Below are 25,690 nucleotides of genomic sequence, written 5' to 3'. Positions count from 1 at the left end.
GCACCTCCTCATCACTCCGTCGCCCCTGCGCAGGCAGGGGCCCAATGTGGCCGGCGCTACCGCAATGCATGCAGAACTTGGGTCCCTGCCTGCGCAGGGACGACGGGCTGAGGGCGCGTAACGAAACCACCACCGTCATTGCCCCGCCCCCTGCTGCTGGCGGCGATGCTGGCCCTGCTGGCCCTGGCCGGCGGCACCCTGGCCGCCATGGGCGCCCTGGGCGCCGTTCTGGCCGCGCGGCTTGTCGCTCGGCAGCTGGACCTTGGCGCCATCCTTCAGGCGGTCGGCGCCTTCGGTGATCACGGTCTCGCCGCCGGACAGGCCCGAGACGATCTGCACGCGCTGGGCGTCGGCCTGGCCGCGCTTGACGGCGCGCTGCGAGACGGTGCGGTCCTGCTGGTTGAGCACGTAGACGAAGTCGCCGTTGGCGCCGTGGCGCAGCGCCGTCACCGGCACCGTCACCGCGTCCTTGACGGTGTCCAGCTGCAGGCGGATGTTGACGAACTGGCTCGGGAACAGCTTGGAGGCGTCGTTGGTGAACCGGGCCTTGGCGCGCACGGTGCCCGTCTGGGTGTCGACCTGGTTGTCGAGCGCCGTGAAGCGGCCCGTCGCCAGTTCCGTCGTGCGGGTGCGGTCCAGCGCCGTGGCCGGCAAGGTGGCGCCCGCGTTGATGCGCTGCTGCAGCTGCGGCAGGTTGTCCTGCGGGACGGCGAATTCGACGTCGATCGGCGACTGCTGGGTGATGACGGCGATGCCGTTCGTGTCGCCGCTGCCGACCAGGTTGCCGATATCGACGGTGCGCAGGCCCACGCGGCCGCTGATCGGCGCGCGCACCTGGGTATAGCCGAGGTTGATCTGGGCCACGCCTTCGGCCGCGCGGTCCGTCTTGACGGTGCCTTCGAGCTGCTTGACGAGGGCCGCCTGGGTGTCGACGTCCTGGCGCGCGATCGAGTCCTGCTGGAGCAGCGTCTGGTAACGCGACAGGATCAGCTTGGCGCTTTCGAGCTGGGCTTCGTCGCGCTGGCGCTGGCCCGTCGCCTGCAGCAGGGCCATCTGGGCCGGGCGCTGGTCGATGGTGGCGAGTACCTGGCCTTCCTTGACGAGCTGGCCTTCGGTGAACTGGATCTTCTGCAGCACGCCGGAGATCTGCGGGCGCACGGTGGCGACGGCGGCCGGGGTGACGGTGCCGAGCGCATCGAGCAGGATCGGAATGTCGGCCTTCTCGGCCTTGCCCACGCCCACGGTGGTGGCCGGGAAGCCACCGCGTCCGCCGCCCGGGCCGCCGGGACCACGGGCGCCCGCACCGGGGCCGCCCGCGCCACGCGCACCGGGCCCACCGGGCGCGGGCGCCTGGTGGGTCAGTTTCCACGCCAGCACACCCAGGCCCGCCATCGCCAGGATGGCGACGATGGTACCGATGATGCGCTTGCGGCGCGTATGCGAGGGTTTGGCGACGATTTTTTCCTTGTCCTTGTCCGGCGAAACAGTCGAGTTCATGCGAATCCTAAGGCGGGGCTGATGTTCAAAAGCACAACAATTATTTCTTGAGAATGTAGCATGCCCTCTCCCGTATTGATGTTTCGTAACGTACAGAGGAGCCGAAGTTGCCGTTACATGGCCGGCGGCGGAATTGGCGCAACAACGCGGATTCTTAACATTGTTTTACACGGAAGACGGCACAAAGCCCGGGAATCCACGTAAAAACGGGCGAGGAATGTTTCCTCGCCCGCCGCGCCGGCATGTGTTCACATATGCATGCCGGACAACATCCTGTTACAAAGCTGAAGGCGCGATGTCCGTCACGGGGCCTCGCACAGGCAGTGCGTCACCGCCGCGAACGGCTGGCGGCGGTCGGCCACGTCGGACAGCCATCCCAGTTCGCGGCCGATGCCGGCCGCCGTCTTGCCCGACAGGGCGCTGGCGGCCAGGTCGGCCGGCAGCAGGCCCAGCTTGACCTGGATGCTCGGCGCCAGCACCTCGTCCAGCCCCAGGCCTTTCGCCAGGCGCTCGGCGAAGGACTCCGGCAGGCGCGCATAGGCGATGCGGTAATCGTCGCCCAGGTTGGCGCGCTTGGCGGCCGAGCGCAGCGCGTCGTTGTAGCTGCCGATGCGATCGACCAGGCCGCGCTCCTTGGCCTGGGCGCCCGTCCAGACGCGGCCCTGCCCCACTTCGTCGATGCGCTGCGGCGTCGTCTTACGCGCCGCCGCCGCCTTGCCGGTGAAGTCGGCATAGATGTGGTTGATGCTGGACTGGACCAGCTGGCCGAAGCGCGGGTCGAGCGGGCGCAGCGGATTGTAGGCGTCGGCCAGCCAGGTCGTCGTCACGCCGGCCGTGTGGATGCCCAGCTTGTCGACGACCTTGTCGGCCGTCGGCAGGATGGCGAACACGCCGATCGAGCCGGTGATCGTCGACTGGTCGGCGATGACTTCGTCGGAGGCCATCGACATCCAGTAGCCGCCCGACGCGGCCACGTCGCCCATCGACACGACCACCGGCTTGCCGGCCGCGCGCGTCAGTTCCAGCTCGCGGCGGATGAGTTCCGAACCGTAGGCGCTGCCGCCCGGGGAATTGATGCGCAGGACCACGGCCTTGATCTGCTTGTCCTCGCGCGCCGCGCGGATCAGGTTCGCCGTCGAGCGGCCGCCGACCATGCCCGGGCCGCCGTTGCCGTCCGTGATGTCGCCGGCAGCGACGACGACGCCGACGGCATCGCCGAACGCCTTTTCCGGATGGCGCGTCACGTATTCCTGGAAGCCCACCTGGCGGAAGCTCTTGTAGCGTTCCTCGTAGGCGCCGCGCTTGGTCATTAGTTCGCGTACCTCGTCGAGGGTCTTGATGCCGTCGATCAGCTTCCAGTCCAGCGCCACCTTGGCCGCGTTGCCGCCCGCCGCTTCCATGCGCTGGGGCAGCTCGTCGATGCCCGTGGCGATGGCGCCGGCCGGCAGCTTGCGCGCCTTCTCGACTTCGACCATGTAGTTGGTCCACAGCGCGTTGTACAGGTAGCTGTCCGCTTCCTGGGCCGCCTGCGACGGACCGTTGCCGATATACGGCTCGGCGAAGCTCTTGTAGGTGCCGACCTTCATCAGGTTGACGGTGACGCCGACCTTGTCGAGCGCGTCGCGGTAATAGTTGCGGTGCTTGCCGAAGCCCTCGATCAGCACCATGCCCATCGGGTGCAGGTAGACCTCGCTGGCGTGCGAGGCGATCAGGTAGCGCTTCTGGTCGTAGCTGCCGCCCCAGGCGACGACGGTCTTGCCGGCCGCTTTCACGCGCTCGACGGCCGCGCCGATCTCGCGCAGCGAGGCGAGGCCGCCGCCATCGAGCTCGTCCAGCAGCAGCACGACGCTGCTGATGTTGCCGTCCTTGGTCGCGGCGTCGAGGGCGTTGAGCACGTCGCGCAGCTGGACCAGGCGGCGCGCGTTGCCGCTCACGCCGGCCACCAGCGAATCGCGCACGCTGCCGGCACGCTCCTCGACCAGCTCGCCCTTCAGGTCGAGCACGAGCGCCGTCTTGGCCGACAACGGCTTCAGGCCGCCGCCGAAGAAGCCCCAGACGATCGCGATGACGATCAGCAGGAACAGCAGGTTGAACAGGAAACGGCGGGTGGCGTCGAGGCCGCGCCAGAAGGCGCCGACACCGCGGCGCAGTGCAGATTTAGGCTTGTCGGACATCGGGACTCCGTAAATATAGATTCAAATGGCACCGTCGTCCCTGCGCAGGCAGGGACCCAATTTCCGCACGCGCAGCCGTACTGCACGCACATTGGGCCCCTGCCTGCGCAGGGGCGACGATCAGGCGGCGACTGTAGCGGGGCTCGCGGTCGCCCGGCGCGAAATCGCGAACAGGCCCGCGAACACGAGCGCGCCGTTGACGATCAGCAGTTCGAGGCCCAGCTTGTAGCTGCCCAGCAGGTACTGCTGATAATGTTCCAACAAAGCGCACAGGATCGGCGCGCCGATGGTCACGAACGGCACCAGGCGGTCGTTCAGGCTGCGCTTCGTCATCATGCCGAAGGCGAACAGCCCGAGCAAGGGGCCGTAGGTATAGCCGGCCACCTTCAGCACCACGCCGATCATGCTGGGGTCGTCCAGCCACTTGAACACCATCACCATCGCCAGGAATAGCAGGGCGAATGCCAGGTGCACGTGGCGGCGCAGGCGCACCTTGGCGGCTTCGGACATGTCCTCGCGGCGCTTGATGCCCAGGATGTCGATGCAGAAGGTCGAGGTCAAGGCCGTGATGGCGCCGTCCGCGCTGGGGAACAGGGCCGAGATCAGCGCGATCAGGAAGATGATCTGCACGGCGGCCGGCAGGTGGCCCATGACGACGGCCGGGAAGATCTTGTCGCCGGTGGCCGCCACGCCCGCCTGCGGGGCGTACAGGTACAGCAGGCCGCCCAGGAACAGGAAGGCGCACAGCACGACGACGAGGACGGCTGTCAGGCTCAGGAGGTTCTTCTGCGAGTCCTCCAGGGTCTTCACGGAGATCGTCTTCTGCATCATCTCCTGGTCCAGGCCCGTCATGGTGATGGTGATGAAGGCGCCGGCGACGATCTGCTTGAGCCAGAAGCCGGGCGCATCGACGTCGGTCGTGAACACGTGCGCCAGGCCCTCCTGCTGCATGCGCAGCAAGGCCTGCGGCGCCGACAGGTCCAGTTCGTGCAGCATGAAGCCGGCGCAGGCGAACAGGCCGAACAGCATGCAGGTGGTCTGCAGCGTATCGGTCCAGACGATGGTCTTCACGCCGCCCTGGTAGGTGTACAGCAGGATCATGCCGAGGATGACGAAGGTCGTCAGCCAGAACGGCACGCCCAGGCTGTCGAGGATGATCGCCTGCAGCACGGCGACGACGAGGTACAGCCTCGCGGTGGCGCCGAACAGGCGCGACAGGATGAAGAAGCCGGCCCCGCTCTGGTAGGCGCGCCGCCCCAGGCGCACGTCGAGGTAATGGTAGATCGAGGTCAGCTTCATGCGGTAGTACAGGGGCAGCAGCACGTAGACGACGGCGATGTAGCCAAGCACGTAGCCGATCAGCACCTGCAGGTAGCCGAAGCCGTCCTTGCCCACGGCCCCAGGCACGCTGACGAAGGTGACGCCGGACAGCGTCGTGCCGACCATGCCGAAGGCGACCAGCATCCAGTTGCTGCTCTTGTTACCGATGAAGAAGCTGTCGTTGTTGGCGTTGCGCGAGGTCGCCCAGGCCACGCCGAGCAGCAGTGCGAAGTAGGCAATGAGGATGCAGAAGAGTAAAGCCGGGGACATTCGGGAAAATGGATTGTTGTCTGATCGCCCAGCAATATACACCAAGAGAGCGCCAGGACAGCGTCAGATCCCCTGCGCCGGCGCCCGCTCGAACGGCCCGATGCACGCCTCCATGGTCTCGTCCCGGCACATCACGAAGCGGGCGCCGGACGGGTGGAAGCGGATGTAGTTGGTGGCGCGGGTGCCGGGCTTGGTGATGTCGCCGGCGCAGTCTTCCTTGCCGTTGTCCTTGACCACGCGGTCGTCGAACTCGTAGAAGCCCTTGGCGCTGGGTTTTTCGGCGATCGTGAATTCGCTTTCGGAGACTTCGCTGGCGCTCTTGACCAGGCTCGTGCCGTCGCCGCGGAAGTGGTAGGTTTCCGAGCAGGCGAGCTGAGGAATGGTCAGCGTCCAGATGCCCAGCAGCGGGTGGCTGGCCGAGGGCGTTGCCGCGTGGGCGCCGATCGCAAGCAGGCAGAGTGCCAGCGTGGCGAGGAGGCGCCGGGGCGCGGTGGAAACGGTAGGCGTATACATGGCGTCCCCTGCAGAAGATGCACGTCATCCCTGCGAAGGCAGGGATCCAATGTTGCATGCACCGCTGCGGCGCCGGCCACATTAGCCCCCTGCCTTCGCAGGGGCGACGTAGGTGTTGCCATTATTGCATAGCTGTCCCAAAAGGGTGGCGCATGCCACCCTGCCGAAAGATCAGCCGTTTTCCGGCGGCGTCTTCGGCTTGGCCGGACGGCGCGGGGCGCGGGCGGCCGGCTTGCGCGACGGGGCCTTATGCGCGGGACGGGAAGATTTCTTGCGCGGCTTCGCGTCCTGGCCCTCGCCCTCTCCCTGGCCATTGTCGACGGTGCCGTCGTCCTCGGCCACGGCATCCGGCGTCACGGTGGTGCCGGGTTCCGGCGCCGGCGCGGGGACCGCTGCAGGCGCCTCGGCCGGCGCATCCGCCGCATCGGTAGCGGCAGCGTCGGCGGCGGCACCCTTGCGGGCGGCCGGCTTGCGCGGGGCGCGCGGGGCGCGGCGGCGTTCCTTCGCGGGCGCGGCCGGCGCTTCTTCCGCGGCAGCTTCCGCAACCGGCTGTTCCGGCTCCGCGGCCGGCACCAGCGCTTCGGCGACGGCGCCGGCAGCCGCTTCGTCGGCTTCCACGGCGAGCGGTTCCTGGGCTTCGGCCAGGTCCGGGGTCGGCGCCGGCCAGGTGCCGCCGCCGGCATCGTCGGTCGCCAGCGGGGCTGCCGCTTCGCCGCCCTGCTCGACCGCCTGCTCGCGGCCCTTGCGGCCACGACCGCCGCGGCGGCGCGGCTCGCGTGCCGGCACGGCCAGTTCGGCCACGGTCTCCAGCACGACTTCCTCGTTCGGCGCCTCGGCCGGGTCGGCGACAGTCGCCGCCGGCAGCACGTCCGCCTCGGCGGCGCGGGCGTTGGCGCTGCGGTACACATAGGTGCCGGACTTTTCGTCGCGGCCGAATTCGAACAGGCCGCGCGTCTGCGCTTCTTCGAGCAGGTTGCCGAAGGTGCGGAAGCCGAAATAGGTCTCGTTGAAGTCCGGACGGCGGCGCTTGAGCGTGTCCTTCAGCAGCGAGGCCCAGATCTTGCCCGTGTCGCCGCGTTCTGCGACCAGGGCGTCGAAGGTCTCGACCACCATCTCCAGCGCCTGCAGCTTGCGCGTTTCCATTTCCTCGCGCTTGCGGTTGCCCTCGTCCGAGGCCGGACGGCGGCCCTGCTGCGGCTGGCCCTTGCGCTCGTCGCGCTTGGCGGCGGCGCGGCGGATCTCGCGCACCAGGTCATCGTAGAAGATGAATTCGTCGCAGTTCGCGACCAGCAGGTCCGAGGTCGACTGCTTGACGCCGACGCCGATCACGCGCTTGGCGTTCTCGCGCAGCTTGGACACCAGCGGCGAGAAGTCGGAGTCGCCCGAGACGATCACGAAGGTGTCGACGTGCGACTTGGTGTAGCACAGGTCGAGCGCGTCCACGACGAGGCGGATATCGGCCGAGTTCTTGCCGGACTGGCGCACGTGCGGGATTTCGATCAGCTCGAAGTTCGCCTCGTGCATCGGTCCCTTGAAGCTTTTATAGCGGTCCCAGTCGCAATAGGCTTTCTTGACGACGATGCTGCCCTTGAGCAGCAGGCGTTCGAGGACGGGCTTGATGTCGAATTTTTCGTAATTCGCATCGCGCACGCCGAGTGCGACGTTCTCGAAGTCGCAGAACACCGCCATGCTGATGTTTTCAGAAGATGAAGCCATGATTGTTGTTTTGTAATGATTGGTGGACAAGCTATCCGGCGATTATACGCAACAACACGGCAGGCAAGCGTGCACATCCGGCCAGCCGCGCGCGCGGACCGGCGCGCTGCTCCCGGTCCGCTACTGCAGCCGGGCCAGCGTGGCGGGGTCGGGCCGGCCGTCGAAGAAGCGGTCCAGGCAATCCTGGAACACGGCTTCGTCGGGCGCCACGTCCGCGAACAGCGTCATGCTGGAGTGGAATTTCAGGTCGTCGGGCGCTCCGAAGATGTCCTCGACGGCGCGGTCGCCGTGCGCCAGCACGGCCTGCGCGCAGGTGCGCAGGCGCGGTCCCAGTACGGGGTGGGCCAGGTAGGCGGCCGCCTCGTCGCCGCTCCCGATCGCATAGCGCTGCGCCATCTCGCTGCGCCCCAGCCCCGCCACCTGCGGAAAGACGAACCACATCCAGTGGCTGCGCTTGCGGCCGGCCTGCAGTTCGGCCAGCGCCGCTCCGTACACGCCCTGCTGGGCCGCCACGAAGCGCTCGAGATCGAAATCCTTGTCCATCGCGTCTCCTCCTTGCGCGCATCCTACCCCCGTTGCGCCGTCCGCGATGTTCCGTCCGCGATTTGCTAGAGTACGCGCCATGAAACCCGAACACCTGCAATTGCTGCTGACCCGCGACATGCCCTTCGGTAAGTACAAGGGCACGAAGATCGCCGACCTGCCGGGCCACTACCTCGGCTGGTTCGCGCGCGAAGGTTTCCAGAAGGGGGAACTGGGCGAACTGCTGGAACTGATGTACGAGCTCGACCACAACGCGCTGCGCGGGCTGCTCGATCCGCTGAGAAGACATCCAGCGGGGCGTTAGCCGGCCGGCGTGTAGACGCCGTCGAAGCGACCCTTGCCACCGCACTGGCCGTTGTCCTGCACGACGAGATAGCGGCCGATGCGCGCGAAGCTTGCCTTGCAGCCGATGTCCGGCATCAGCGGATTGCCTTCGTCGTAGCGGGCGCGCTTGCCGTCGACGCGCAGCAGCCCGCGCATGCGGCCGCCGTCGTTCGCAGCCTCGATCCCGTAAGCGTCGCCCTGGCGCACGATCGCGATCGTCCCCGCCGTGTCCGCGCCCTTCCAGCTGCCTTCCCAGGCCGGCTGCGCATCGACCGGCAGTTCGGTCAGCTGCGCATTCTTCACCCACCCTTTCGACCAGGCGCGGCTCCATTCGCCCCGCACCTCCGTGACCAGGAGCTCCTCGCCCGCCTGGACGCTGCCGTTGCTGCGGCAGGCATCCGCGCGCGCGGGACAGCCGTTGCCGTCCTCGTAGGTCTCGAGCTGCGTGCCGGCGGGCGCATCGACGCGCATCAGGAATACCTGGCCGCCCTGCGCGTGCACGTTCATTGCTGCCAGCATCCCCAGCATCGCGATCGCTCGCTTCATCGCAACCCCTTCATATTCAATTTTTTCGATGATACCTGGCCAAATTACTCGTTTTTCTTTCGGCCTCGGCCTGCCTATACTGTTTTCCATGGACAGGCGATCGCAAAAACCGAGATCGCAAAAAATCGATTATTTTATTTTCGGGTCAGAGCGCGGTTGTTCAGTTGGTGCTCTGACCCCGACCAAACACAAGGAGCCTATCATGATGGAAGTACGCAGGAGCGAAGAACGGGGCGGTGCCCACCACGGCTGGCTGAAATCGAAGCACAGCTTCTCCTTCGCCGACTATTACGATCCGCGCCATAACGGTTTCGGCCCCCTGCTGGTCATCAACGAAGACCGTGTGGCCCCGGCCGCCGGCTTCGGCACCCACGGCCACCGCGACATGGAGATCATCTCCTACGTGCTGGACGGCGCGCTGGAGCACAAGGACAGCATGGGCACCGGATCCGTGCTGCACTACGGCGACGTGCAGCGCATGAGCGCCGGCAGCGGCGTGCGCCACAGCGAATTCAACGGCTCGCAGACCGACGAAGTCCACTTCCTGCAGATCTGGATCCAGCCGAACGTCAAGGGCATCGCGCCGAGCTACGAGGAAAAGCACTTCTCGGCCGAGAGCAAGCAGGGCAAGCTGCGCCTGATCGCCTCCGGCGACGGCCGCCAGGAGTCCGTGCTGATCCACCAGGACGCCTCCATCTACGCCAGCATCCTGGACGAAGGCGACAAGGTCGAGCACGACCTCGATCCGGGCCGCCTGGCCTACGTGCACGTGATCCGCGGCGACGTCAGCGTCAACGGCGTGCCGCTCAAGGACGGCGATGCGCTCAAGATCGGCCGCGAATCGAAGCTCGTGCTGGACCATGCGGAAGCGGCCGAAGTGCTGCTGTTCGACCTGCCGGGCGAATGAGCGGTACGTGACCTGGCAGGACGTGACGCCGGTGCCGCGAAAAAATGCGGCGCCGGCAGTCTTTTTGCTGCCACAATTGCCATGAAATGTGACATCGGGTGCGTATAATCAAATCCCGAATGCAACTTTTATGGCCATCCCGTCATGAACCAGCAACCCAGCGTCCTCGTCGTCGAGGACGACGTCCACATCGCCCACGTGCTGAGCTTCATGCTCGAGCGCCAGGGCTATGTCGTCACCCATGCCGCGGACGGCCGCGCCGCCGTCGAGCATGTCGTCTCGCAGCCGCCGCCCGACCTGGTGCTGCTGGACGTGATGCTGCCCTTCGTGGACGGCTTCGAGATCATCGGCCTGATCCGCGCCCAGCCGGCCTGGGCCGAGACGCCCGTCCTCATGCTGACGGCCAAGAACACGGAGCGCGACACCGTGCGCGCCCTGGACGCCGGCGCCAACGACTTCATCATCAAGCCCTTCCAGCCGCAGGAACTGCTGGCGCGCCTGCGCCGCTACCTGAAACCGGCTGCCTGAACGCGCACCGTTCGTCGGGCCGGCCGGTCGCGGACGCCGCCGTCGACACGGCGGCGCGATGCGTTTCCAGGCATGCACTGCTCGCGCCACCCCTACCGGGGAACTGATAGTATGCAGAAAAAACTGAACATTCGTATGCATACGGAACCGCTACGCGACCCCGCCCGAGAGCGCGCCCTGGAAGACACGCGCCCTGGCACCGAGGTGCCCGCGCACCTGCTCGACCATCCATTCGACGACTTGCCTGCCGGCGTCGTCGTGCACGGCAGCGACGGGCACGTCTTGTCGGCGAACCGCCACGCCCTGGAGCTGCTGGGACGCGGCACCGACGAAGCGGTGGGACTGGAAGCGACCGTCCCCGCCTGGCATTTCATCCGCGCCGACGGCACCCCGATGCCGCCCCACGAATTTCCCGCCAACCACGTGCTGCGTACCGGGGAACCGGTGCGCGACCTCGTCGTCGGCCTGCCGGCGCAAGTGGCCGGCGGCGTGCGCTGGATGCTGGCCAATGCGCAGCCGGAGCGGCGCGACGGGCGCCTGCGCGCGATCGTGTGCTTCACCGACTGCACCGCGCTGCACACGACGCGGCTGGCGCTGGAACGCTCCGAAGAGCGCCTGGCGCTCGCCCTGCGCGGCTCCACCGACGCCCCCTGGGACTGGGACATGGTCAGCGGCGCAACCTACTACTCGCCGCGCTGGTGGGAGCTGGTGGGCTATGCACCGGACGAGCAGGAGTCCGACGCCACCACCTGGATCCGCATGGCGCATCCGGACGACCAGTCGCGCATCGCCGGCTTCCTGGCCGAGCTGCTGGCCAGCGGGCGCGAGCACTTCGGCATCGAATTCCGCCTGCGCCACCGGGCCGGCCATGACGTGCCCGTGCTGGCCCGCGGCTATATCGTGCGCGATGCCGACGGCCGGCCGCTGCGCATGTCCGGCACCACGGGCGACCTCACCGAGCGCAAGCACGCCGAGCGGCGCATCTACGAGCTGGCCTACTTCGACCACCTGACCGGCCTGCCGAACCGCCGCTTCCTGACCGAGGAACTGGGCAAGGTGCTGGCGCGCGCGGCGCGCTCGCAGCAGTACGGCGCCGTGATGTTCCTCGACCTGGACAACTTCAAGGTCCTCAACGACACCATGGGCCACGACGTCGGCGACATGCTGCTGCGCCAGGTCGCCACCCGCCTGCGCACGGCGCTGCGCGAGTCCGACCACCTGGCGCGCCTGGGCGGCGACGAATTTGTCGTGGTGCTGGAAAACCTGGGCACGGCGAAGGACGACGCCATCGGCGAAGCCCAGCTGGTGAGCCGCCGTATCCTCGACGCGCTGGGCGTGCCGTTCGACCTGGTCGCCTGCGAGTGCTCCACCTCGCCCAGCATCGGCACCACGCTGTTCGACGGCGACCGCACCGGCATCGACGTCCTGCTCAAGCAGGCCGACCTGGCGATGTACCGCGCCAAGGCCGAGGGCCGCAACACGATGCGCTTCTTCGACCCTGGCATGCAGGAAGCGGCCGCGCGCCAGGCCGCGCTCGACGGCCAGCTGCGCGACGGCCTGGCGCGGCGCCAGTTCGTGCTGCACTGCCAGCCACAGTTCGCGCCCGACGGCCGCCTGGCCGGCGCCGAGGCCCTGGTGCGCTGGCAGCGCGACGGCGCCGACATGGCCCCTCCCGTCGGCGCCGGCGAATTCATCGGGCAGGCCGAGGCATCGGGCCTCATCGTCCCGATCGGCATGCAGGTGCTGGAGGAAAGCTGCGATTTGCTGGCGCGCTGGGCGCGCGACCCCTGCCTGGCCGCGTTGCCGCTGGCCGTCAACGTCAGCGCGCGCCAGCTGCGCGACCCGGGCTTCCCGGACGCGCTGGCCGCCATGCTGGCCGCCAGCGGCGCCCCGGCCGGGCGCCTGACGCTGGAGATCACGGAAAACGTGTTCGCGGCCAAGCTGCCCGACCTGATCCCGCGCATGCAGCGCCTGAACGAGCTGGGCGTGCAATTCGCGCTGGACGATTTCGGCACCGGCCCCTCGTCGCTGGCCTACCTGCAGGACTTCCCGTTCGCGACGCTGAAGATTGGCCGCGCCCTCGTGCATGCACCCTACCACGACGGCGCGGGCGCGCATGGACGTCCGCTGGTCGAGGCCATCGTCGCGCTGGCCCGCAAGCTGGACCTGGGCATCATCGCCGAGGACGTCGAAGACGAGGCCCAGCGCAGCCTGCTGGCCGACTGCGGCTGCGACGTGCTGCAGGGCTACCTGCTGGGCCGGCCGGTGCCGGCGGCGGAATTCGAGCGGATGTACGGGGCGGCCGGCACGGCCTGACGCGCTGGCCTTGCCAAGCGCACGGCCCCCGTACGCGTCAAGCGGTCAATCGCAGGCGAAGTACCCGTTGCCCAGCTTGCCGTGATCGGACATCTGCCAGAAGAACACGCGCTGCTCCTTGCCGGCGACGACCCGGGTGCCCTCGCACAGCGCGGTGACGTTCCCCGGCCCCGTGGGCGGCCGCTCCGCGCAGGCCGCGCGCCAGGTCGCGAACGCCTCCATGCCATCGGCACGGATACCGAGTTTCCTTGTCTTGTTGAGCTGCTTGGCGACCGCCTGGCAGCGGTCGACCATCTCCTTCTCGACGTCGCTGTCCTGCGCGAACGCGGCGGCGCTCGCCGTCGCCAGCGAGAGCGCCAGGATGGCATTGGTCATCATGGTGGGTGCAGCCATGGTTGCCGTCCGTGTCAGTTGTGAATGTACTTGGCGAACACGTCGCTGAAATCGCGCTTGGTGTGCGTATCGAGCATGGCCGTGTTCAGTGCCCCCAGCAGTTCGCCGTACTGGGTGACGAGGCTGCCTTCGCCCGGCGCGATGTTGAGCTTGTGGACGGACGCCGTCGCCTCCAACGCGCGCAGCGCATTCTCGCGGCATACCGCATCGCGCCGCTGCTGCTTGCCGATCGTGATCAAGGCCTTGTAGATGTCCTTCAGCTGCTCGATGAAGCTTTTCTTGACGTCGATGGAAAACTTGACGTCGTCCACGCTGAACTTCAGCTCGACGTCCATGTCCAGCGTGCCGGCCGTCTCGATGCTGACGTTGGACACGCGGTGCGACGCATAGTCGTAGCGCTTGATCGACCGCTTCGACGACACGGCCGAATCGCCATCCACGTGGATCAGGGCGAGATTGGTGAAGCAGTACTCGTCCTTCTTGCTCTTGATGAGAAAGAAGATCTGTTCGCCGTCTTCCGTGAACAGGTAATCGTCCGCGTCGACCTTGTTGTAATCGGCCGGCCCGACGATGACGCCGATATCGCTGATGCCCAGTGCTTCCGCCGCCAGTTTCTTGAACATGGTTTTCCCTCGTCGTGAAAGTGAGAATTCGAATTATTCGTTGCGAGGCCGCCGCTAGCCGTGTTTTTTCAGGAGAAGGTCCACGCACAGCGGAAGAAACGCCAGCCACCCGCAAACGAGGCTGATCGTACGGTAACGCCAGCCCAGCGGCGTGAAATGGGTGCGCGGACGCCAATAGAAAGCCGCCAGGCGCGTGGAAATTCCTTCCGCTGTGCGCTGCCTCTCAGCCAGCACACGGAATACGAGGCCAATCAGCAAGCCAATGACGAACAGGACAATTGCGGGATTGGTCAGCATCTTCCAGCGCAGGTCTTCCGATGAGCAAACCGCCGCGGCCTGCCATTGCAATACGCAGTATAGCGACTGCGCTGTCGCCCGAAGCTCTCCAAAAATCACATGTTCCTACGCCGGTATCGACGACGCTACGCGCATGCGTTGCTCCCTGTTCCATGTCTTTTGGCCGATGCAATCCGCAGGCGCGGCAGCTAGCATGGCCCGCGCAACCAGAAAGGAAAGCGGACCATGACCGATACCGACCATTCCACCAACCCAGTCCGCCTTCCCATCGGCACCAGCGACGGCGTCGTCTTCGACGTCGTCGCCTGGGGCCCGGCGCAAGCGGCCGTCGACGTCAGCGTGGCCTGCATGTTCGAGCACGAGATGGGCGGTGCCGGCATGGCGGGCGGCCTGCTGGCGCTGGACCGGGCGCTGGGCGGCCAGCTGGCGCGCCTGCGCACGGCGGGTGCCTTCCGCGCGCAGCCGATGGAAACGCTGCTCGTGACGACCCCGCCACCGGGCGTGGCGGCGCGCGCCGTGCTCGTGATCGGCATGGGCGACCCGGCGGCCCTGGACGGCGAGGTGCTGCGGCGCGCCACCCGCGTCGCGATGCGCGAAGCGATCCGCTACGGCGCAGCCTCGATGGCGTTCGCCCCCAGCGTGCTCGATGCCGGCCATACGGACAACGCCGCGCTCGACATGCAGCACGTCATGCTGGACGGCATGCTGGGCGCCCTGCGCGCCGAACACATGCTGGCCGAAGCGGGCCTGGCCACGCCGCCCCTGCTGCGCCACTGCAGCTTCGACGTCGGCGCCCCCCGCGTGCACGCGGCCGGCGCCGGATTCGCGGCGGCGTTCGCCCAGCTTACGCAGGCTTCGTGAGCGAATACGCGATCTCCGTCGCGCCGACGGGATCGCGGCGCCAGCCCTGCGCCGCATAGAACCGGTCCGCCCGCGTGTTCGCGCCCGTGCTCAGGTGGATGCGCGCGTAGCCCAGGCCGAAGAGCCAATCGACGGCCAAGCCGAGCAGCGCCTTGGCAATGCCCCTGCCCTCGTGGCCGGGGCGGACGAACAGCGCCCAGATCGCGCCCTGGTCCTTGTCCGCATAGCAGAAGGCGACGACGTCGCCATCGTCTTCGGCCACCCAGCCGCGGCCCGACTTGTCCAGGAAATCCTCGTACATCTGCAGGGTCACGCGGCCGGGGTCGGACAGCACGTTTTCCGTGACGGACAAGCGGATGCGCGACATGGCGGGAATGTCGCGGTGCGCTGCCTGGCGAAAGACGAGCGCACCCGTCACGGCTTGGCCTGCAACTCCACCCAGAACGTCGTCCCCTGCCCCTCGCGGCTGTCGAACCCGATCGTGCCGCCATGCTCCTCGACGATCGCCTTGCAGATCGACAGCCCCAGTCCGGTACCGCCCTTGCGCCGCGAGTCGGCGCCGTCGGCCTGGGCGAAGCGCTGGAACACGCGGCCGCGGAAGGCTTCCGGGATGCCGCTGCCCTCGTCGGCCACGGACAGGCGCACGCGGTCGCCGTTGGCTTCCACGCGCGTCGTCACCGTGGTGCCCGGCTCGGAAAACTTGATGGCGTTCGACAGCAGGTTGGTGAGCACCTGCGTCATGCGGTCGCGGTCGATGGCTGCGCGCAGGTCGCCCGCGTCGGCGCCGCCCGCGCAGGCGATCCGCACGCCGGCCTGGTCGGCGAAGCTGCGCATGGCGGCCGCCGCGTCCTGCACGAGCGGCTGCAGCGGCTGCACTTCGCGCTGCAGGGCCATGCGGCCGGCTTCCATCTTCTGGATGTCGAGCACGTCGCCGATCAGGCGCACCAGGCGCCCGGAGCTGGCGTTGGCGATGCCGACGAGTTCCTGGGCGTCGTCCGGCAGGTCGCCGGCGATGCCGTCGGCCAGCAGCGCGAGCGAGGCGCTGATCGAGGTCAGCGGCGTGCGCAGCTCGTGCGAGACGGTGGCGACGAATTCGTTCTTCATGCGCTCGACTTCCTTGCGTTCCGAGATGTCGTGCATGAACACGGTCAGCACGGCGCCGGCGCCGCTGCCGGCCAGGCCGGTCGTCATCTCGACGGGGATTTCGCAGCCGTCGCGCGTGCGCAGCGTGCGTTCGCTGCGCAGGCCCAGGATCTCCAGGTCGCGCCGTTCGAAGAACTGCGCCAGCATCGTGTAGGTGCGTTCGTGCAGGCGCCGCGGCGCGATCAGCTCGACGACGTCCCGGCCCAGCGCTTCCGCGCGGCGCCAGCCGAGCATGGTCTCGGCGGCCGAATTCCAGTCCGAGACGCGGCCGCACATGTCGATGCCGATGAAGGCATCCTGGGCCGCCTCCAGGATGGCGGCCGTGCGCTGCTCGTTGGCGGTGACGGTGGACAGCGCCTCTTCCAGCTCGTGCGTGCGCTGCACGACGCGCTGCTCGAGGGTCGCGTTCAGGTCTTCCAGCTCGCGCTTGCGCCGTACCAGACTCGCGACCAGGGCATTCAGGGTACGGCCCAGCGCGCGTACCTCGCGGTAGCCGCGCCGCATCTCGATGGGCTCGACGCTGCCGGCCCGGATCCGGCGTGCCGACTCCGCCAGTTCGCCCAGCGGGCGGGTGATGCGGCGCGCCAGCGCCACGCCGGCCACCGAGAACAGCAGCGCCGCCAAGACGCCGCTGGCCAGGCCGTATTCGCGCAACTGGCGCACGGGGGCGTAGGCGTCATCCACTTCCTGGCGCACCAGCACGGTCCAGCCCAGGCCCGGATAGTCACCATAGCCACGTCCCTGCGCATAGCCGACCAGGTAGGACTTCCCGTCGGGCCAGGGTTCTTCGAGATAGCCCCAGCGCGTGTCGCCGCGGGCGGCCTTCAGGCTCGCCAGCTGCAGCTGCTTGCCGGCCACGTCCTTCGGGCCGAGCAGCACCTTGCCGCCCGTATCGACGATCAGCGCGTCGACGTGGCGGCGCCGCGCGATGCCCGCCATGACGGAGCGCTCGACGTCGCGTGCCCACTCCCAGGACAGGTGCACGCCCAGCACGCCGCGCACGGCGCCGTCCTCGACCACGGGGAAGGCGACGTCGACGAAGCGCCAGGGCTCGCTGCGCTTGGGGAGAAAGTTCACCAGTTTCACGGCCTCGTGCACGTCGCCCGCGTGGATGCCCTTGAGGGCGTTGCCGAACCACGGACGCTTGGACACGTCGGCGCCTTCCAGCACGCCGCGCGCCGAGGCTTCGACCCGGCCGTCCATGCCGGTCACGCCGATCCAGCTGTAATAGCCGTAGCTGGCCTGCACGCGCTCCAGCGCCGCGCGCCGCTGGGCGGCCGGCACGTCCGGGCGCAGTTCGCGCAGCTGGGCGATCAGGCTCACTTCGCGGTAGCGCTCGAACATGCCGCGTTCGAGCTTGTCCGAGGTCTGCATTGCCATTTCGGCAAGGCCGCTGCCGATGCTGGATTTGACTTGTTCGCTGGATTTGCGCTCGATGACGCCGACGAGCACGAGCGTCAGGGCGATGGAAAGGAGGACGAACGCGAGCGCCAGCCAGGCGCCGAGGGCGCGCGGCCGCAGGCGGCGCAGCAGGGTCGAGTATATTGACATGGTGGGGCGAGACTAGCACAGCTTTGATGCCATGAGGAACTTCATGGTACCGCTACCGCAACGGCGGCGTAAAGCGAGGAGGCGGGGTTGTGATTTCCGCATTGAAACCCCACGTAGGTCGGGCGCGACCCCGGGAGCCGTACGGCCATGTCCGATTTCCGGTAAACTCGCCATTTACACCTGCCCTAGACCGTTTCAGGAATCGCCATGCAAGACAACGCCGCTTCGCCCGCCCTCGTCGACTATGTCACCTCGTGCACGCTGCCCACGCCCTGGGCCCAGTTCACCCTGCACGCCTTCGTCGAGCATGCGACCGGGAAGGAGCACCTGGCGATGACGCTGGGCGACCTGTCCACGGGCGAGCCGGCGCTGGCGCGCATCCACTCCGAGTGCCTGACCGGTGACGTGATGTTCTCGCAACGCTGCGATTGCGGCGCCCAGCTCGAGACGGCGCTGCAGCGCATCGCCGAGGAAGGCCGTGGCATCCTGCTGTACCTGCGCCAGGAAGGGCGCGGCATCGGCCTGGTCAACAAGATCCGCGCCTACCGCCTGCAGGAAGCGGGCGCCGACACGGTCGAGGCGAACCTGCAGCTGGGCTTCCAGGCCGATGCGCGCAGCTACGAGCTGGTGCTGCCGATGCTGGAGCAGTTCGGCATCGACGCCGTGCGCCTGATGACCAACAACCCGCGCAAGATCGCCGCGCTGGGCAAGTTCGGCATCAAGGTCGCCGAGCGCGTGCCGCTGCTCGTCAACCGCAACGCCTACAACAACAACTACCTGAACACCAAGGAAGCCAAGCTGGGGCACATGATGACGGCGGCCGACGAAGCCGCGCCCGTCAGCGAAGCGTAAGACCCCTTCGGTGTGAATCTGGCAAGATAGGGCTGCCCCGACCGCGCTTCCCGCAGTTCCGCGGTTCCCACTTGCCTGCCGAAGGATGGAATGCGCCCTGCCCTGCCAGCATTCTTCATCGTCCTGCTGCTCGCCGCGCTGCCCGGCGCCGGCGATGGCGCAGCACCAGCCGCCGTCGCCGCCCGGCCCCAGGCGCCATTGACACCTCCAGCCGCCACGGCTCCCGCTACCATCCCACACGCCCCCGCGCCCGCCCCCGCGCCCGCCCCCGGCGAGACCGACGACGCGGCCACGCTGCCCACGCCTTCCGGCGCCGCCCAGCAGCTGTATTCCGCCGCGCGCGCCGACCTGCTGCAGATCCGCATGCTGCTGCGCAACGGCCGCAGCCAGTCGAGCGTCGGCTCGGGCTTCCTTGTCGGCACCGGCAACCTGGTGCTGACCAACTACCACGTCGTGTCGCAGATGGCGCTCGATCCGGAGGTGTACCTCGGCGAATACGTGGACACGGACGGCAACAGCGGCCCCATCGAACTGCTGGCCGTGGACGTGCTGCACGACCTGGCCGTGGTGCGCGTCAACCGCCAGGGCACGGGCTTCTTCGAGGTGCCCCGGCATCCCGTCGCGCTGGTGCAGGGCCAGTACCTGTACTCGCTGGGCAACCCGCTCGACCTGGGCTTCGCCATCTCGGAAGGGTCGTACAACGGCGTCGTGCGGCGCAGTTTCTATGAACAGCTGATCTTCACGGGCCCCATCAATGCGGGCATGAGCGGCGGCCCCAGCGTGACGGCGTCCGGCATGGTGGCGGGCATCAACGTGTCCAAGCGGCGCGACGGCGAACTGGTCAGCTTTCTCGTGCCCGTGGCCTATGCCCAGGACCTGCTGCGCAAGGTGGCGAACCAGCCGCATCCGCCGCGCAACTTCAATCCGCTGATCGGTCAGCAGCTGCTGGCGCACCAGCGCGAGATGGTCGATCGCCTGCTGGCCGAACCGCTGTCGATCAAGAGCATGGGGCCCTATCGCGTCCCCGTGCGCGAATCGCAGCAACTGCGCTGCTGGGGACGATCGAACTTCCGCGCCGAGGCGGCCTACACGCTCGACTCCGTCAGCTGCGCGATGGAAGCGGCGATCTATGTCTCGGACACCCAGCAGACAGGCCACGTGTCCATCACCCACCAGTACCTGCGCTCGAGCAGCATGCATCCGCTGCAGTTCGCGATGCTGGCCAGCGCGCGCTTTCGCGTCGACCGCATCGGGTCCAGCCGCGACACCCGGCTGACGCGCCCCTCCTGCACGGAATCCTTCGTGCACACGGCCACGCTGCCGCTGCGCGCCGTCACCTGCGTGCGCGCCTACCGCAAGTTCGCTGGCCTGTACAACTTCACGCTGCTCACGGCCAGCACGGACGACGCCCAGGCCAGCCTGCAGAGCCGCGTCGACCTGGCCGGGGTCTCGTACGACAACGGCATGCGCGCCACCCGCGCCTTCCTGTCCGCGCTGGGTCGCGCGCAACGGCCCGCGAGCACGCTGCCATGAGCGGGCACGGCGTCGTGAGTCCCTCGTTCGCGGGTCCCTGGTTCATCGAACTGCTGGCGCGCAACGGCGACGTCCTCGCGCGCCTGCGCGTCGACGCGCTGCCGATCCGCATCGGGCGAGGCTACGACAACGACCTGATCCTCGACGACGACTATGCCGCCGCCAGCCACGCCGTGGTCGAGCGCGACGCCGCCGGCCGCCTGCTGCTGCGCGACCTCGGCTCGCGCAACGGCATCGTCGTGCGCGGCAAGCGCCTGACCGAGACCGTGCTCACGGACGACACGGTGGCGCGCATCGGCCACACGGCGCTGCGCGTGCGCAGTGTCGGCTTTCCCGTGCCGCCGGAACTCGTCGACCGCACCTTCCACGGCTGGGAAGGCGCCTGGCCCGGCATCGCCGGCATCGCCCTCGTCGCCGCGTTCTCGCTGCTCGTGGGCTGGCTGGGCGACACGCAATACTACGAACCCGTGCGCTACTTCGCGGCGCTGGCCTGGGGCATCGGCGGCGCGCTGCTGTGGGGCGGCGCCTGGGCGCTCGCGAACCGCCTGTTCGGCCGCCACGCGCGCCTGGGCCGGCACCTGTTCATCGTCGGCTGCGGCGTCGCCGCGCTGGCCGCCTACGCGCTCGTGGGCAGCACGCTCGGCTACGCCTTTTCGCTCGAGGCGTTCACGCACTACGCCTCGCACGTCGCCACGCTGCTGCTGGCGGGGATGGTCTATTTCCACCTGTGCACCATCCGCCCGCGCCAGCGCCTGCGCTACCGCTGGGCCTGCGCCGGGCTGGCGCTGATGGGATCGAGCCTGATCCTCGTCGCCAACGTCCAGCGCACAGGACGCCTGGCCGACGAGCTGGCGATGTCGGTGCTCATGCCGCCCGGCGTGCGCGTCAGCCGCGACCGCGGCATCGACGAATTCATGCGCGACGTCGAAGCGCTGAAGGAGCCGCTGGACAACAGCCGCGGGCGCAAGCTGGGGGATGACCTCGACCAGGACTAGCGTGCCGCATTTCGCGCCACGTGGCGGCGCAGGCCGCATGCAACGCCACTCCTCGCACGTCACGAACTTCCGGACGTTTGTCACGGCATTCCCTGTCCGCATCGCCCGCCTGTCATCGCCCCGTCACGTACGCGAATTACAGTGGCGCGGTCCTGCTTCGTATCGGCATGGCAACAATATACAGCAACATTAGTTGCATTATAGAAACCTCAACGTCCGGATAACCGTTATGACCTCACGACGCAGTTTCCTGCGCGGCAGCGCCCGCGCCGGTATCGCCGCCGCCACCTATGCCGCCTTCCCGCCGTCCATCCAGCGCGCGCTAGCAATCCCCGCCAACAATGCGACGGGCACCATCCGCGACGTCGAGCACGTGGTAATCCTGATGCAGGAGAACCGGGCGTTCGACCATTACTTCGGCACCCTGGCCGGCGTGCGCGGCTTCGGCGACCGCTTCCCCATTCCGCTGACGGAGGGGCGCAATGTGTGGCAGCAGCGGCTGGCGAACGGCACCGTCGTGATGCCCTTCCACCTGGACGGCAGCAAGGGCAACGCCCAGCGCGCCAACGGCACGCCGCACGACTGGAACGACAGCCAGGCGGCCTGGGACAACGGCCGCATGGACCAGTGGCCGCGCTACAAGAACCCGATCTCGATGGGCTACTTCAAGGAAAACGAGATCCCCTTCCAGTTCGCGCTGGCCAATGCGTTCACGCTGTGCGACGCCTATCACTGCGCGATGCATACTGGGACCGACGCGAACCGCTCGTTCTTCATCACCGGCACGAACGGCGCCGTGCCCACCGGCACGGCCTTCGTGACCAATGAGTGGGATGCCATCGACGGCACGGCGAGCGGCGTGAACACGGGCTATACCTGGACCACGTATGCCGAGCGCCTCGAGGCCGCCGGCGTCAGCTGGATCAGCTACCAGAACATGCCGGACGAATGGGGTGACAACATGCTGGGTGCGTTCCGCCAGTTCCGACGCGCCAACATCGCGTCGGGCTACCCCGTCTCCAGCGGCGGCGCGCCCGGCCAGCCCTATACGAGCACGGGCCAGGCCCTGCCCTACCACGCGTACGACGCGGCCACGGACAACGTCAACAACCCGCTGTACAAGGGCATCGCCAACACGCTCCCGGGCACCAAGCCCGAGTCGTACCTGGACGCGTTCAAGCGCGACATCCGGGACGGCAAGCTGCCCCAGGTCTCGTGGGTGAACGCGCCGTCGATCTACTGCGAGCACCCCGGTCCGTCGAGCCCCGTGCAGGGCGCCTGGTTCATCCAGGAGGTACTGGACGCCCTGACAGCCAACCCCGAGGTCTGGAGCAAGACCGTGCTGATCGTCACCTACGACGAGAACGACGGCTACTTCGACCACGCGCCTTCTCCGTCCGCGCCGTCGCCCGACGGCCAGGGCGGCTATGCCGGCAAGACCACGCTGGCCCAGTCGGACCTGGCGGCCGAGTACTTCACGCACGGCCGGCCCGCCGGCAGCACCAAGCAGCCCGCGCCGGACGGCCGCGTGTACGGCCCTGGCCCGCGCGTGCCGATGTTCGTCATTTCTCCGTGGAGCCGCGGCGGCTGGGTCAATTCGCAGGTGTTCGACCATACCTCGGTGCTGCGCTTCCTGGAGGCGCGCTTCGGCGTCAAGGAACCGAACATCGGCCCGTTCCGCCGCGCCGTGTGCGGCGACCTGACGAGCGCCTTCAATTTCGCGACGCCCAACGCCGAAGCCTTGCCGACCCTGCAGGGCCGCAAGGACCGCAGCCAGGCCGATGCCCTGCGCGCCGCGCAGCAGCGCCTGGCGCAGATCGCGCCGCCGGCGTCGCCCCAGCAGCCCGTGCAGGCCACGGGCACGCGGCCCTCGCGCGCGCTGCCCTATGAACTGGCGACCCTGTGCGAGGTGCAGCCCGGCGCCACGATGAACGCGGCGCGCGTGGTGCTCAGCTTCGTCAACACGGGCCGCCAGGCCGCCGTGTTCCACGTGTACGACCGCAAGAACCTGGCCGCCGTGCCGCGCCGCTACACCGTCGAGGCGGGCAAGTCGCTGGCGGATGCGTGGACGCCCGCCGTCGGCGGCGGCTATGACCTGTGGGTGCTGGGCCCGAACGGCTACCACCGCCACTTCACGGGCAGCGCGCTGCGCGCCGTGGCGGCCGGCCAGCCGCGCCCGGACGTGCAGGTGCGCTGCGACGCGAGCACGGGCGAGCTCGTGCTGCGCCTCGTGAACGCCGGCACGGCGCCCTGCACCTTCAACCTGGCCGCGAACGCCTATGCGCAGGTCCGCCAGATGTACACAGTGGCGGCGCGCGGCGAACTGGTCGTGCGCCTCCCCGTGGCCGCGAACGGCTACTGGTACGACTTCAGCGCCACCGTGTCGAGCCAGCCGGACTACGTGCGGCGCTTCGCCGGCCGCGTCGAGACGGGCCGCCACACGGTCAGCGACCCGGCGCTGGGCCTGGCCTGAACCTGACCCGCGGCCGGCGCGCGCCGGCCGCTCACTCTTAACGCTATCGACAGGATTCCCATGCATCCCATCTTCCGCAACTTCGCCCTCGGCGCCGCCATCGCGCTGGGCGCTCCCTTCGCCTCGGCGACCGTGCTGACCTTCGACGACATCGTCGGTCCGGACGGCTATGCCGCCGTCCCCGCCAACTATGGCGGCCTGGACTGGTCGGCCTCCGGCCTGTCCGTGTTCACGGGCGAGCAGGCGCCGTTCACCGCCCATTCCGGCCAGGGCCGCGTGACGACCGACTGGATCGACGGCGGCGCGGTCGCCAGCACGATCCGCTTCCTGGCGCCCACGGTCTTCGACGGCGCCTGGTTCTCCGGCTACGCCGACAGCAGCGTGCGCTTCGACCTGTACTTCGGCGGCCAGCTCGTCGCCAGCTCCACGTCGCTGCAATTGTCGGAGTCGCCGGCCTTCCTGGACGCGGGCTGGAACGGCGCCATCGACACCGTCGTCGTGTCCAGCGCCTTCCAGGCATCGTACGTGATGGACGACCTGACGTTCGAGAGCGCGGCCCAGGTACCGGAACCGGGTTCGCTGGCACTGATGGCGGCCGGGCTGGGCCTGGCCGGCGCCGTGCGCCGCACCCGCACCCGCACCCGCTCGGGAACCCGGGCCGGCTGATCAGGAACGCAGGGGCAGCCGCGCCGCCGTGCGCCCGCCGAGCTGCCCATCCGGCATGCGCTGCATGCGCGGCAGCGTCAGCACGAAGGTGCTGCCCTGGCCATTGCCTTCGCTATGGGCCGTGACGTCGCCGCCGTGCAGTTCGGCCAGACGCTTGACCAAGGCCAGGCCCAGTCCCAGTCCTCCCTCGGCGCGGCCGGCCGTCCGCGTGCCCTGGGTGAAGGAGTCGAACACGCGCGGCAGGAGCGCAGCGTCGATGCCGATGCCGTCGTCGCGCACCTCGACGGCGATCTGCTGGTCGTCGGCGCGCAGTTGCAGGCGGACGTGGCCTCCTTCGGGCGTGTACTTGGCCGCATTGCCGAGCAGGTTGGCCACGACCTGCACGAGGCGCTTGTGGTCGCCCAGCACGCTCGGGTGCCGGTCCGGCAGGTCGACGTCAAGCCGGTGGCCACGGCGCGCGATCTGCAGCTTGACCTGCTCGACGGCGTCGCTCACGGCGTCGACCAGGTCGACCGGCACCTTGTCCAGCGCGATCAGGCCGCGCCGCGCGCGCGACACGTCGAGCAGGTCCTCGACCAGGTGCACCATGTAGTCGGTCTGGCGCTTGATGATGTCGCTGGTGCGGCGCATCTGCGCCGGATCGCAGTTGCCCAGCTTGAGGAACTCGGCGGCGGCGCGGATCGGTGCCAGCGGATTGCGCAGTTCATGCGCCAGCAGCGCCATGAAATCGTCCTTGCGCGCATCGGCTTCGCGCAGCGCAGCCAGCGCCGTCTCGCGTTCGCGCTCCGCCTGTCGTCGTGCCGCGTCGTAGCGTTGCAGCACCAGGGCGAAGACCCAGACCACCGCCGTGAACAGGGCTGCCATGCCCCAGACGAGGAAGGCGATGGCGGTGCCGATATCGATCGCTTTCGCATGCAGGGCCATGCTGGTCGCGGCGCCGAGCAACACCGGCACGATCAGCGCCGACAGCAACAGGCGCCGCGTCACCCAGGCGGCGGGACCGGAACCGTGCACCGCGACCATCATGCCCTCGGCCGGCCGCAGTGCCAGCACGCCCAGCGCCAGCAGGATGAATGACAAGGTGGTCGGGAGCGACGTGCCCTTGCCCGGCAACAGCGCATACAGGAAGGTGTCGCGGAACACGTAGCCGGCCATCGTCAGCAACGCCATCAGCAGCAGGCCCAGTGCAAGCCACTGGCCCCAGCGCAGCATGCGCGGCCATTGCATGCAGGCCAGGCTGGCGCCCAGCGCCAGGAACATGGCCGCGGTGACGGGCGAGGACAAGGTAAACGCGTACGAATCGACACCGAGCGCGAATGGCGCCGGAGCTTGCTGCACCGCGTGGCCGCCCAGGATGGCGACGGCGCCGGCCGCGACCAGCGCCGCCGCCGCGACGCCCTGCACGGAGCGTGGCGCGCTCGCGCGGGTCTGCGACCACAGCGCCAGGCTGGCCAGCAGGAACAGCGTGGCGGTCATCGGCACCAGCCTGGGCAGCCCAGGCGCCAGGGACGTCAACCAGTCGATGCCTGCGGCCCAGCCCGCAAGGCTGATGACGGAAATGGCAACGCAGGCGGTCGCGCAGAATACGGGCAAGGACGTGGATGAGGTATTCGCGGGCGGCATGCGGGGTCCCGGTGTTCGGATGCGCC

Annotated in this window: 23 protein-coding genes; 10 read left to right on the top strand and 13 right to left on the bottom strand. The window is 68.4% G+C overall.

Features of this window, described 5'->3' with window-relative positions; translation table 11 throughout:
- Window positions 1-135: 135 nt before the first annotated feature.
- The 6 genes from ACI1V7_RS03280 to ACI1V7_RS03255 all read right to left on the bottom strand — a co-directional run bounded on the left by ACI1V7_RS03280 (window position 136) and on the right by ACI1V7_RS03255 (window position 8,033).
- The gene (locus ACI1V7_RS03280) at window positions 136-1,497 is read right to left on the bottom strand and encodes an efflux RND transporter periplasmic adaptor subunit (RefSeq protein WP_404530334.1); all 1,362 of its coding nucleotides are present in this window, start codon (window positions 1,495-1,497) and stop codon (window positions 136-138) included.
- 302 nt (window positions 1,498-1,799) lie between these two features.
- The gene (gene sppA, locus ACI1V7_RS03275; protein ID WP_404530333.1) at window positions 1,800-3,671 is read right to left on the bottom strand and encodes a signal peptide peptidase SppA; all 1,872 of its coding nucleotides are present in this window, start codon (window positions 3,669-3,671) and stop codon (window positions 1,800-1,802) included.
- Between the two features lie 120 nt (window positions 3,672-3,791).
- The gene (locus ACI1V7_RS03270) at window positions 3,792-5,261 is read right to left on the bottom strand and encodes a sodium:solute symporter (protein ID WP_404530332.1); all 1,470 of its coding nucleotides are present in this window, start codon (window positions 5,259-5,261) and stop codon (window positions 3,792-3,794) included.
- 63 nt (window positions 5,262-5,324) lie between these two features.
- The gene (locus ACI1V7_RS03265) at window positions 5,325-5,774 is read right to left on the bottom strand and encodes a hypothetical protein (RefSeq protein ID WP_404530331.1); all 450 of its coding nucleotides are present in this window, start codon (window positions 5,772-5,774) and stop codon (window positions 5,325-5,327) included.
- A 171-nt stretch (window positions 5,775-5,945) separates the two neighbouring features.
- Window positions 5,946-7,490, bottom strand: a complete 1,545-nt coding sequence (locus ACI1V7_RS03260; protein WP_404530330.1) for an NYN domain-containing protein — start codon at window positions 7,488-7,490, stop codon at window positions 5,946-5,948.
- A gap of 120 nt (window positions 7,491-7,610) precedes the next feature.
- Window positions 7,611-8,033 (bottom strand): DUF1810 domain-containing protein, encoded by a 423-nt coding sequence (locus tag ACI1V7_RS03255; protein ID WP_404530329.1) that lies wholly within the window; start codon window positions 8,031-8,033, stop codon window positions 7,611-7,613.
- Between the two features lie 79 nt (window positions 8,034-8,112).
- Here ACI1V7_RS03255 and ACI1V7_RS03250 point away from each other — a divergent pair, with 79 nt between their 5' ends.
- On the top strand, window positions 8,113-8,337 hold the full coding sequence (locus ACI1V7_RS03250; protein ID WP_404530328.1) for a DUF3820 family protein: 225 nt from the start codon (window positions 8,113-8,115) through the stop codon (window positions 8,335-8,337).
- Here the strand turns inward: ACI1V7_RS03250 and ACI1V7_RS03245 are convergent.
- Window positions 8,334-8,903 (bottom strand): hypothetical protein, encoded by a 570-nt coding sequence (locus tag ACI1V7_RS03245; RefSeq protein WP_404530327.1) that lies wholly within the window; start codon window positions 8,901-8,903, stop codon window positions 8,334-8,336. The two genes, ACI1V7_RS03250 and ACI1V7_RS03245, sit on opposite strands and share 4 nt — an antisense overlap.
- Window positions 8,904-9,105: 202 nt before the next feature.
- Between ACI1V7_RS03245 and ACI1V7_RS03240 the strand changes: the two genes are divergently transcribed.
- The 3 genes from ACI1V7_RS03240 (at window position 9,106) to ACI1V7_RS03230 (ending at window position 12,654) form a co-directional block, all read left to right on the top strand.
- Window positions 9,106-9,810, top strand: a complete 705-nt coding sequence (locus tag ACI1V7_RS03240) for a pirin family protein (protein WP_404530326.1) — start codon at window positions 9,106-9,108, stop codon at window positions 9,808-9,810.
- A 144-nt stretch (window positions 9,811-9,954) separates the two neighbouring features.
- A complete protein-coding gene (locus ACI1V7_RS03235) occupies window positions 9,955-10,338 on the top strand; it encodes a response regulator transcription factor (RefSeq protein WP_404530325.1) in 384 nt (127 codons plus the stop codon).
- A 135-nt stretch (window positions 10,339-10,473) separates the two neighbouring features.
- Window positions 10,474-12,654: a sensor domain-containing protein gene (locus tag ACI1V7_RS03230; protein ID WP_404530324.1), complete on the top strand. Its 2,181-nt coding sequence runs from the start codon at window positions 10,474-10,476 to the stop codon at window positions 12,652-12,654.
- A gap of 45 nt (window positions 12,655-12,699) precedes the next feature.
- On the opposite strand, the gene ACI1V7_RS03225 is transcribed toward ACI1V7_RS03230, so the two are convergent.
- From ACI1V7_RS03225 to ACI1V7_RS03215, 3 genes are read right to left on the bottom strand one after another with little or no spacing between them, the layout of a single operon-like run.
- The gene (locus ACI1V7_RS03225; protein WP_404530323.1) at window positions 12,700-13,047 is read right to left on the bottom strand and encodes a hypothetical protein; all 348 of its coding nucleotides are present in this window, start codon (window positions 13,045-13,047) and stop codon (window positions 12,700-12,702) included.
- Between the two features lie 14 nt (window positions 13,048-13,061).
- Window positions 13,062-13,670, bottom strand: a complete 609-nt coding sequence (locus ACI1V7_RS03220) for a PH domain-containing protein (RefSeq protein WP_404530322.1) — start codon at window positions 13,668-13,670, stop codon at window positions 13,062-13,064.
- Between the two features lie 54 nt (window positions 13,671-13,724).
- On the bottom strand, window positions 13,725-13,967 hold the full coding sequence (locus tag ACI1V7_RS03215) for a hypothetical protein (protein WP_404530321.1): 243 nt from the start codon (window positions 13,965-13,967) through the stop codon (window positions 13,725-13,727).
- A 225-nt stretch (window positions 13,968-14,192) separates the two neighbouring features.
- On the opposite strand from ACI1V7_RS03215, the gene ACI1V7_RS03210 reads away from it, so the two are divergent.
- A complete protein-coding gene (locus ACI1V7_RS03210) occupies window positions 14,193-14,828 on the top strand; it encodes a M17 family peptidase N-terminal domain-containing protein (protein WP_404530320.1) in 636 nt (211 codons plus the stop codon).
- On the opposite strand, the gene ACI1V7_RS03205 is transcribed toward ACI1V7_RS03210, so the two are convergent.
- Both ACI1V7_RS03205 and ACI1V7_RS03200 read right to left on the bottom strand, forming a co-directional pair.
- Window positions 14,812-15,246, bottom strand: coding sequence for a GNAT family N-acetyltransferase (locus tag ACI1V7_RS03205; RefSeq protein WP_404530319.1), 435 nt, complete (start codon window positions 15,244-15,246; stop codon window positions 14,812-14,814). The genes ACI1V7_RS03210 and ACI1V7_RS03205 overlap by 17 nt on opposite strands.
- The gene (locus tag ACI1V7_RS03200) at window positions 15,243-17,522 is read right to left on the bottom strand and encodes an ATP-binding protein (RefSeq protein WP_404530318.1); all 2,280 of its coding nucleotides are present in this window, start codon (window positions 17,520-17,522) and stop codon (window positions 15,243-15,245) included. Before ACI1V7_RS03200 ends, ACI1V7_RS03205 begins: the two co-directional genes overlap by 4 nt.
- 207 nt (window positions 17,523-17,729) lie before the next feature.
- Between ACI1V7_RS03200 and ribA the strand changes: the two genes are divergently transcribed.
- From ribA to ACI1V7_RS03175, 5 genes are all read left to right on the top strand, one after another.
- Window positions 17,730-18,374, top strand: a complete 645-nt coding sequence (ribA, locus tag ACI1V7_RS03195) for a GTP cyclohydrolase II (RefSeq protein ID WP_404530317.1) — start codon at window positions 17,730-17,732, stop codon at window positions 18,372-18,374.
- Window positions 18,375-18,464: 90 nt separating this feature from the next.
- Window positions 18,465-19,907, top strand: a complete 1,443-nt coding sequence (locus tag ACI1V7_RS03190) for a S1 family peptidase (RefSeq protein WP_404530316.1) — start codon at window positions 18,465-18,467, stop codon at window positions 19,905-19,907.
- Window positions 19,904-20,902: an FHA domain-containing protein gene (locus tag ACI1V7_RS03185; protein WP_404530315.1), complete on the top strand. Its 999-nt coding sequence runs from the start codon at window positions 19,904-19,906 to the stop codon at window positions 20,900-20,902. The genes ACI1V7_RS03190 and ACI1V7_RS03185 overlap by 4 nt, the downstream gene beginning before the upstream one ends.
- Window positions 20,903-21,131: 229 nt before the next feature.
- The gene (locus ACI1V7_RS03180; RefSeq protein WP_404530314.1) at window positions 21,132-23,375 is read left to right on the top strand and encodes a phosphocholine-specific phospholipase C; all 2,244 of its coding nucleotides are present in this window, start codon (window positions 21,132-21,134) and stop codon (window positions 23,373-23,375) included.
- A 60-nt stretch (window positions 23,376-23,435) separates the two neighbouring features.
- Window positions 23,436-24,041 (top strand): PEP-CTERM sorting domain-containing protein, encoded by a 606-nt coding sequence (locus ACI1V7_RS03175; RefSeq protein ID WP_404530313.1) that lies wholly within the window; start codon window positions 23,436-23,438, stop codon window positions 24,039-24,041.
- On the opposite strand, the gene ACI1V7_RS03170 is transcribed toward ACI1V7_RS03175, so the two are convergent.
- Window positions 24,042-25,664: an ATP-binding protein gene (locus ACI1V7_RS03170; protein ID WP_404530312.1), complete on the bottom strand. Its 1,623-nt coding sequence runs from the start codon at window positions 25,662-25,664 to the stop codon at window positions 24,042-24,044. It abuts the gene before it with no gap.
- Window positions 25,665-25,690: the final 26 nt, after the last annotated feature.

This window comes from Massilia paldalensis, assembly GCF_044901715.1.
Taxonomy (GTDB): Bacteria; Pseudomonadota; Gammaproteobacteria; order Burkholderiales; family Burkholderiaceae_D; genus Telluria; species Telluria paldalensis.
Note: the sequence above shows the minus strand (reverse complement) of the source record. Positions and strands in the feature narration are given on the sequence as shown.

What these genes read in the sequence shown, in the direction of transcription:
- ACI1V7_RS03280 (WP_404530334.1), bottom strand. Translation starts at nt 1,497, where the DNA reads ATGAACTCGACTGTTTCGCCGGACAAGGACAAGGAAAAAATCGTCGCC.
- sppA (WP_404530333.1), bottom strand. Translation starts at nt 3,671, where the DNA reads ATGTCCGACAAGCCTAAATCTGCACTGCGCCGCGGTGTCGGCGCCTTC.
- ACI1V7_RS03270 (WP_404530332.1), bottom strand. Translation starts at nt 5,261, where the DNA reads ATGTCCCCGGCTTTACTCTTCTGCATCCTCATTGCCTACTTCGCACTG.
- ACI1V7_RS03265 (WP_404530331.1), bottom strand. Translation starts at nt 5,774, where the DNA reads ATGTATACGCCTACCGTTTCCACCGCGCCCCGGCGCCTCCTCGCCACG.
- ACI1V7_RS03260 (WP_404530330.1), bottom strand. Translation starts at nt 7,490, where the DNA reads ATGGCTTCATCTTCTGAAAACATCAGCATGGCGGTGTTCTGCGACTTC.
- ACI1V7_RS03255 (WP_404530329.1), bottom strand. Translation starts at nt 8,033, where the DNA reads ATGGACAAGGATTTCGATCTCGAGCGCTTCGTGGCGGCCCAGCAGGGC.
- ACI1V7_RS03250 (WP_404530328.1), top strand. Translation starts at nt 8,113, where the DNA reads ATGAAACCCGAACACCTGCAATTGCTGCTGACCCGCGACATGCCCTTC.
- ACI1V7_RS03245 (WP_404530327.1), bottom strand. Translation starts at nt 8,903, where the DNA reads ATGAAGCGAGCGATCGCGATGCTGGGGATGCTGGCAGCAATGAACGTG.
- ACI1V7_RS03240 (WP_404530326.1), top strand. Translation starts at nt 9,106, where the DNA reads ATGATGGAAGTACGCAGGAGCGAAGAACGGGGCGGTGCCCACCACGGC.
- ACI1V7_RS03235 (WP_404530325.1), top strand. Translation starts at nt 9,955, where the DNA reads ATGAACCAGCAACCCAGCGTCCTCGTCGTCGAGGACGACGTCCACATC.
- ACI1V7_RS03230 (WP_404530324.1), top strand. Translation starts at nt 10,474, where the DNA reads ATGCATACGGAACCGCTACGCGACCCCGCCCGAGAGCGCGCCCTGGAA.
- ACI1V7_RS03225 (WP_404530323.1), bottom strand. Translation starts at nt 13,047, where the DNA reads ATGGCTGCACCCACCATGATGACCAATGCCATCCTGGCGCTCTCGCTG.
- ACI1V7_RS03220 (WP_404530322.1), bottom strand. Translation starts at nt 13,670, where the DNA reads ATGTTCAAGAAACTGGCGGCGGAAGCACTGGGCATCAGCGATATCGGC.
- ACI1V7_RS03215 (WP_404530321.1), bottom strand. Translation starts at nt 13,967, where the DNA reads ATGCTGACCAATCCCGCAATTGTCCTGTTCGTCATTGGCTTGCTGATT.
- ACI1V7_RS03210 (WP_404530320.1), top strand. Translation starts at nt 14,193, where the DNA reads ATGACCGATACCGACCATTCCACCAACCCAGTCCGCCTTCCCATCGGC.
- ACI1V7_RS03200 (WP_404530318.1), bottom strand. Translation starts at nt 17,522, where the DNA reads ATGTCAATATACTCGACCCTGCTGCGCCGCCTGCGGCCGCGCGCCCTC.
- ribA (WP_404530317.1), top strand. Translation starts at nt 17,730, where the DNA reads ATGCAAGACAACGCCGCTTCGCCCGCCCTCGTCGACTATGTCACCTCG.
- ACI1V7_RS03190 (WP_404530316.1), top strand. Translation starts at nt 18,465, where the DNA reads ATGCGCCCTGCCCTGCCAGCATTCTTCATCGTCCTGCTGCTCGCCGCG.
- ACI1V7_RS03185 (WP_404530315.1), top strand. Translation starts at nt 19,904, where the DNA reads ATGAGCGGGCACGGCGTCGTGAGTCCCTCGTTCGCGGGTCCCTGGTTC.
- ACI1V7_RS03180 (WP_404530314.1), top strand. Translation starts at nt 21,132, where the DNA reads ATGACCTCACGACGCAGTTTCCTGCGCGGCAGCGCCCGCGCCGGTATC.
- ACI1V7_RS03175 (WP_404530313.1), top strand. Translation starts at nt 23,436, where the DNA reads ATGCATCCCATCTTCCGCAACTTCGCCCTCGGCGCCGCCATCGCGCTG.
- ACI1V7_RS03170 (WP_404530312.1), bottom strand. Translation starts at nt 25,664, where the DNA reads ATGCCGCCCGCGAATACCTCATCCACGTCCTTGCCCGTATTCTGCGCG.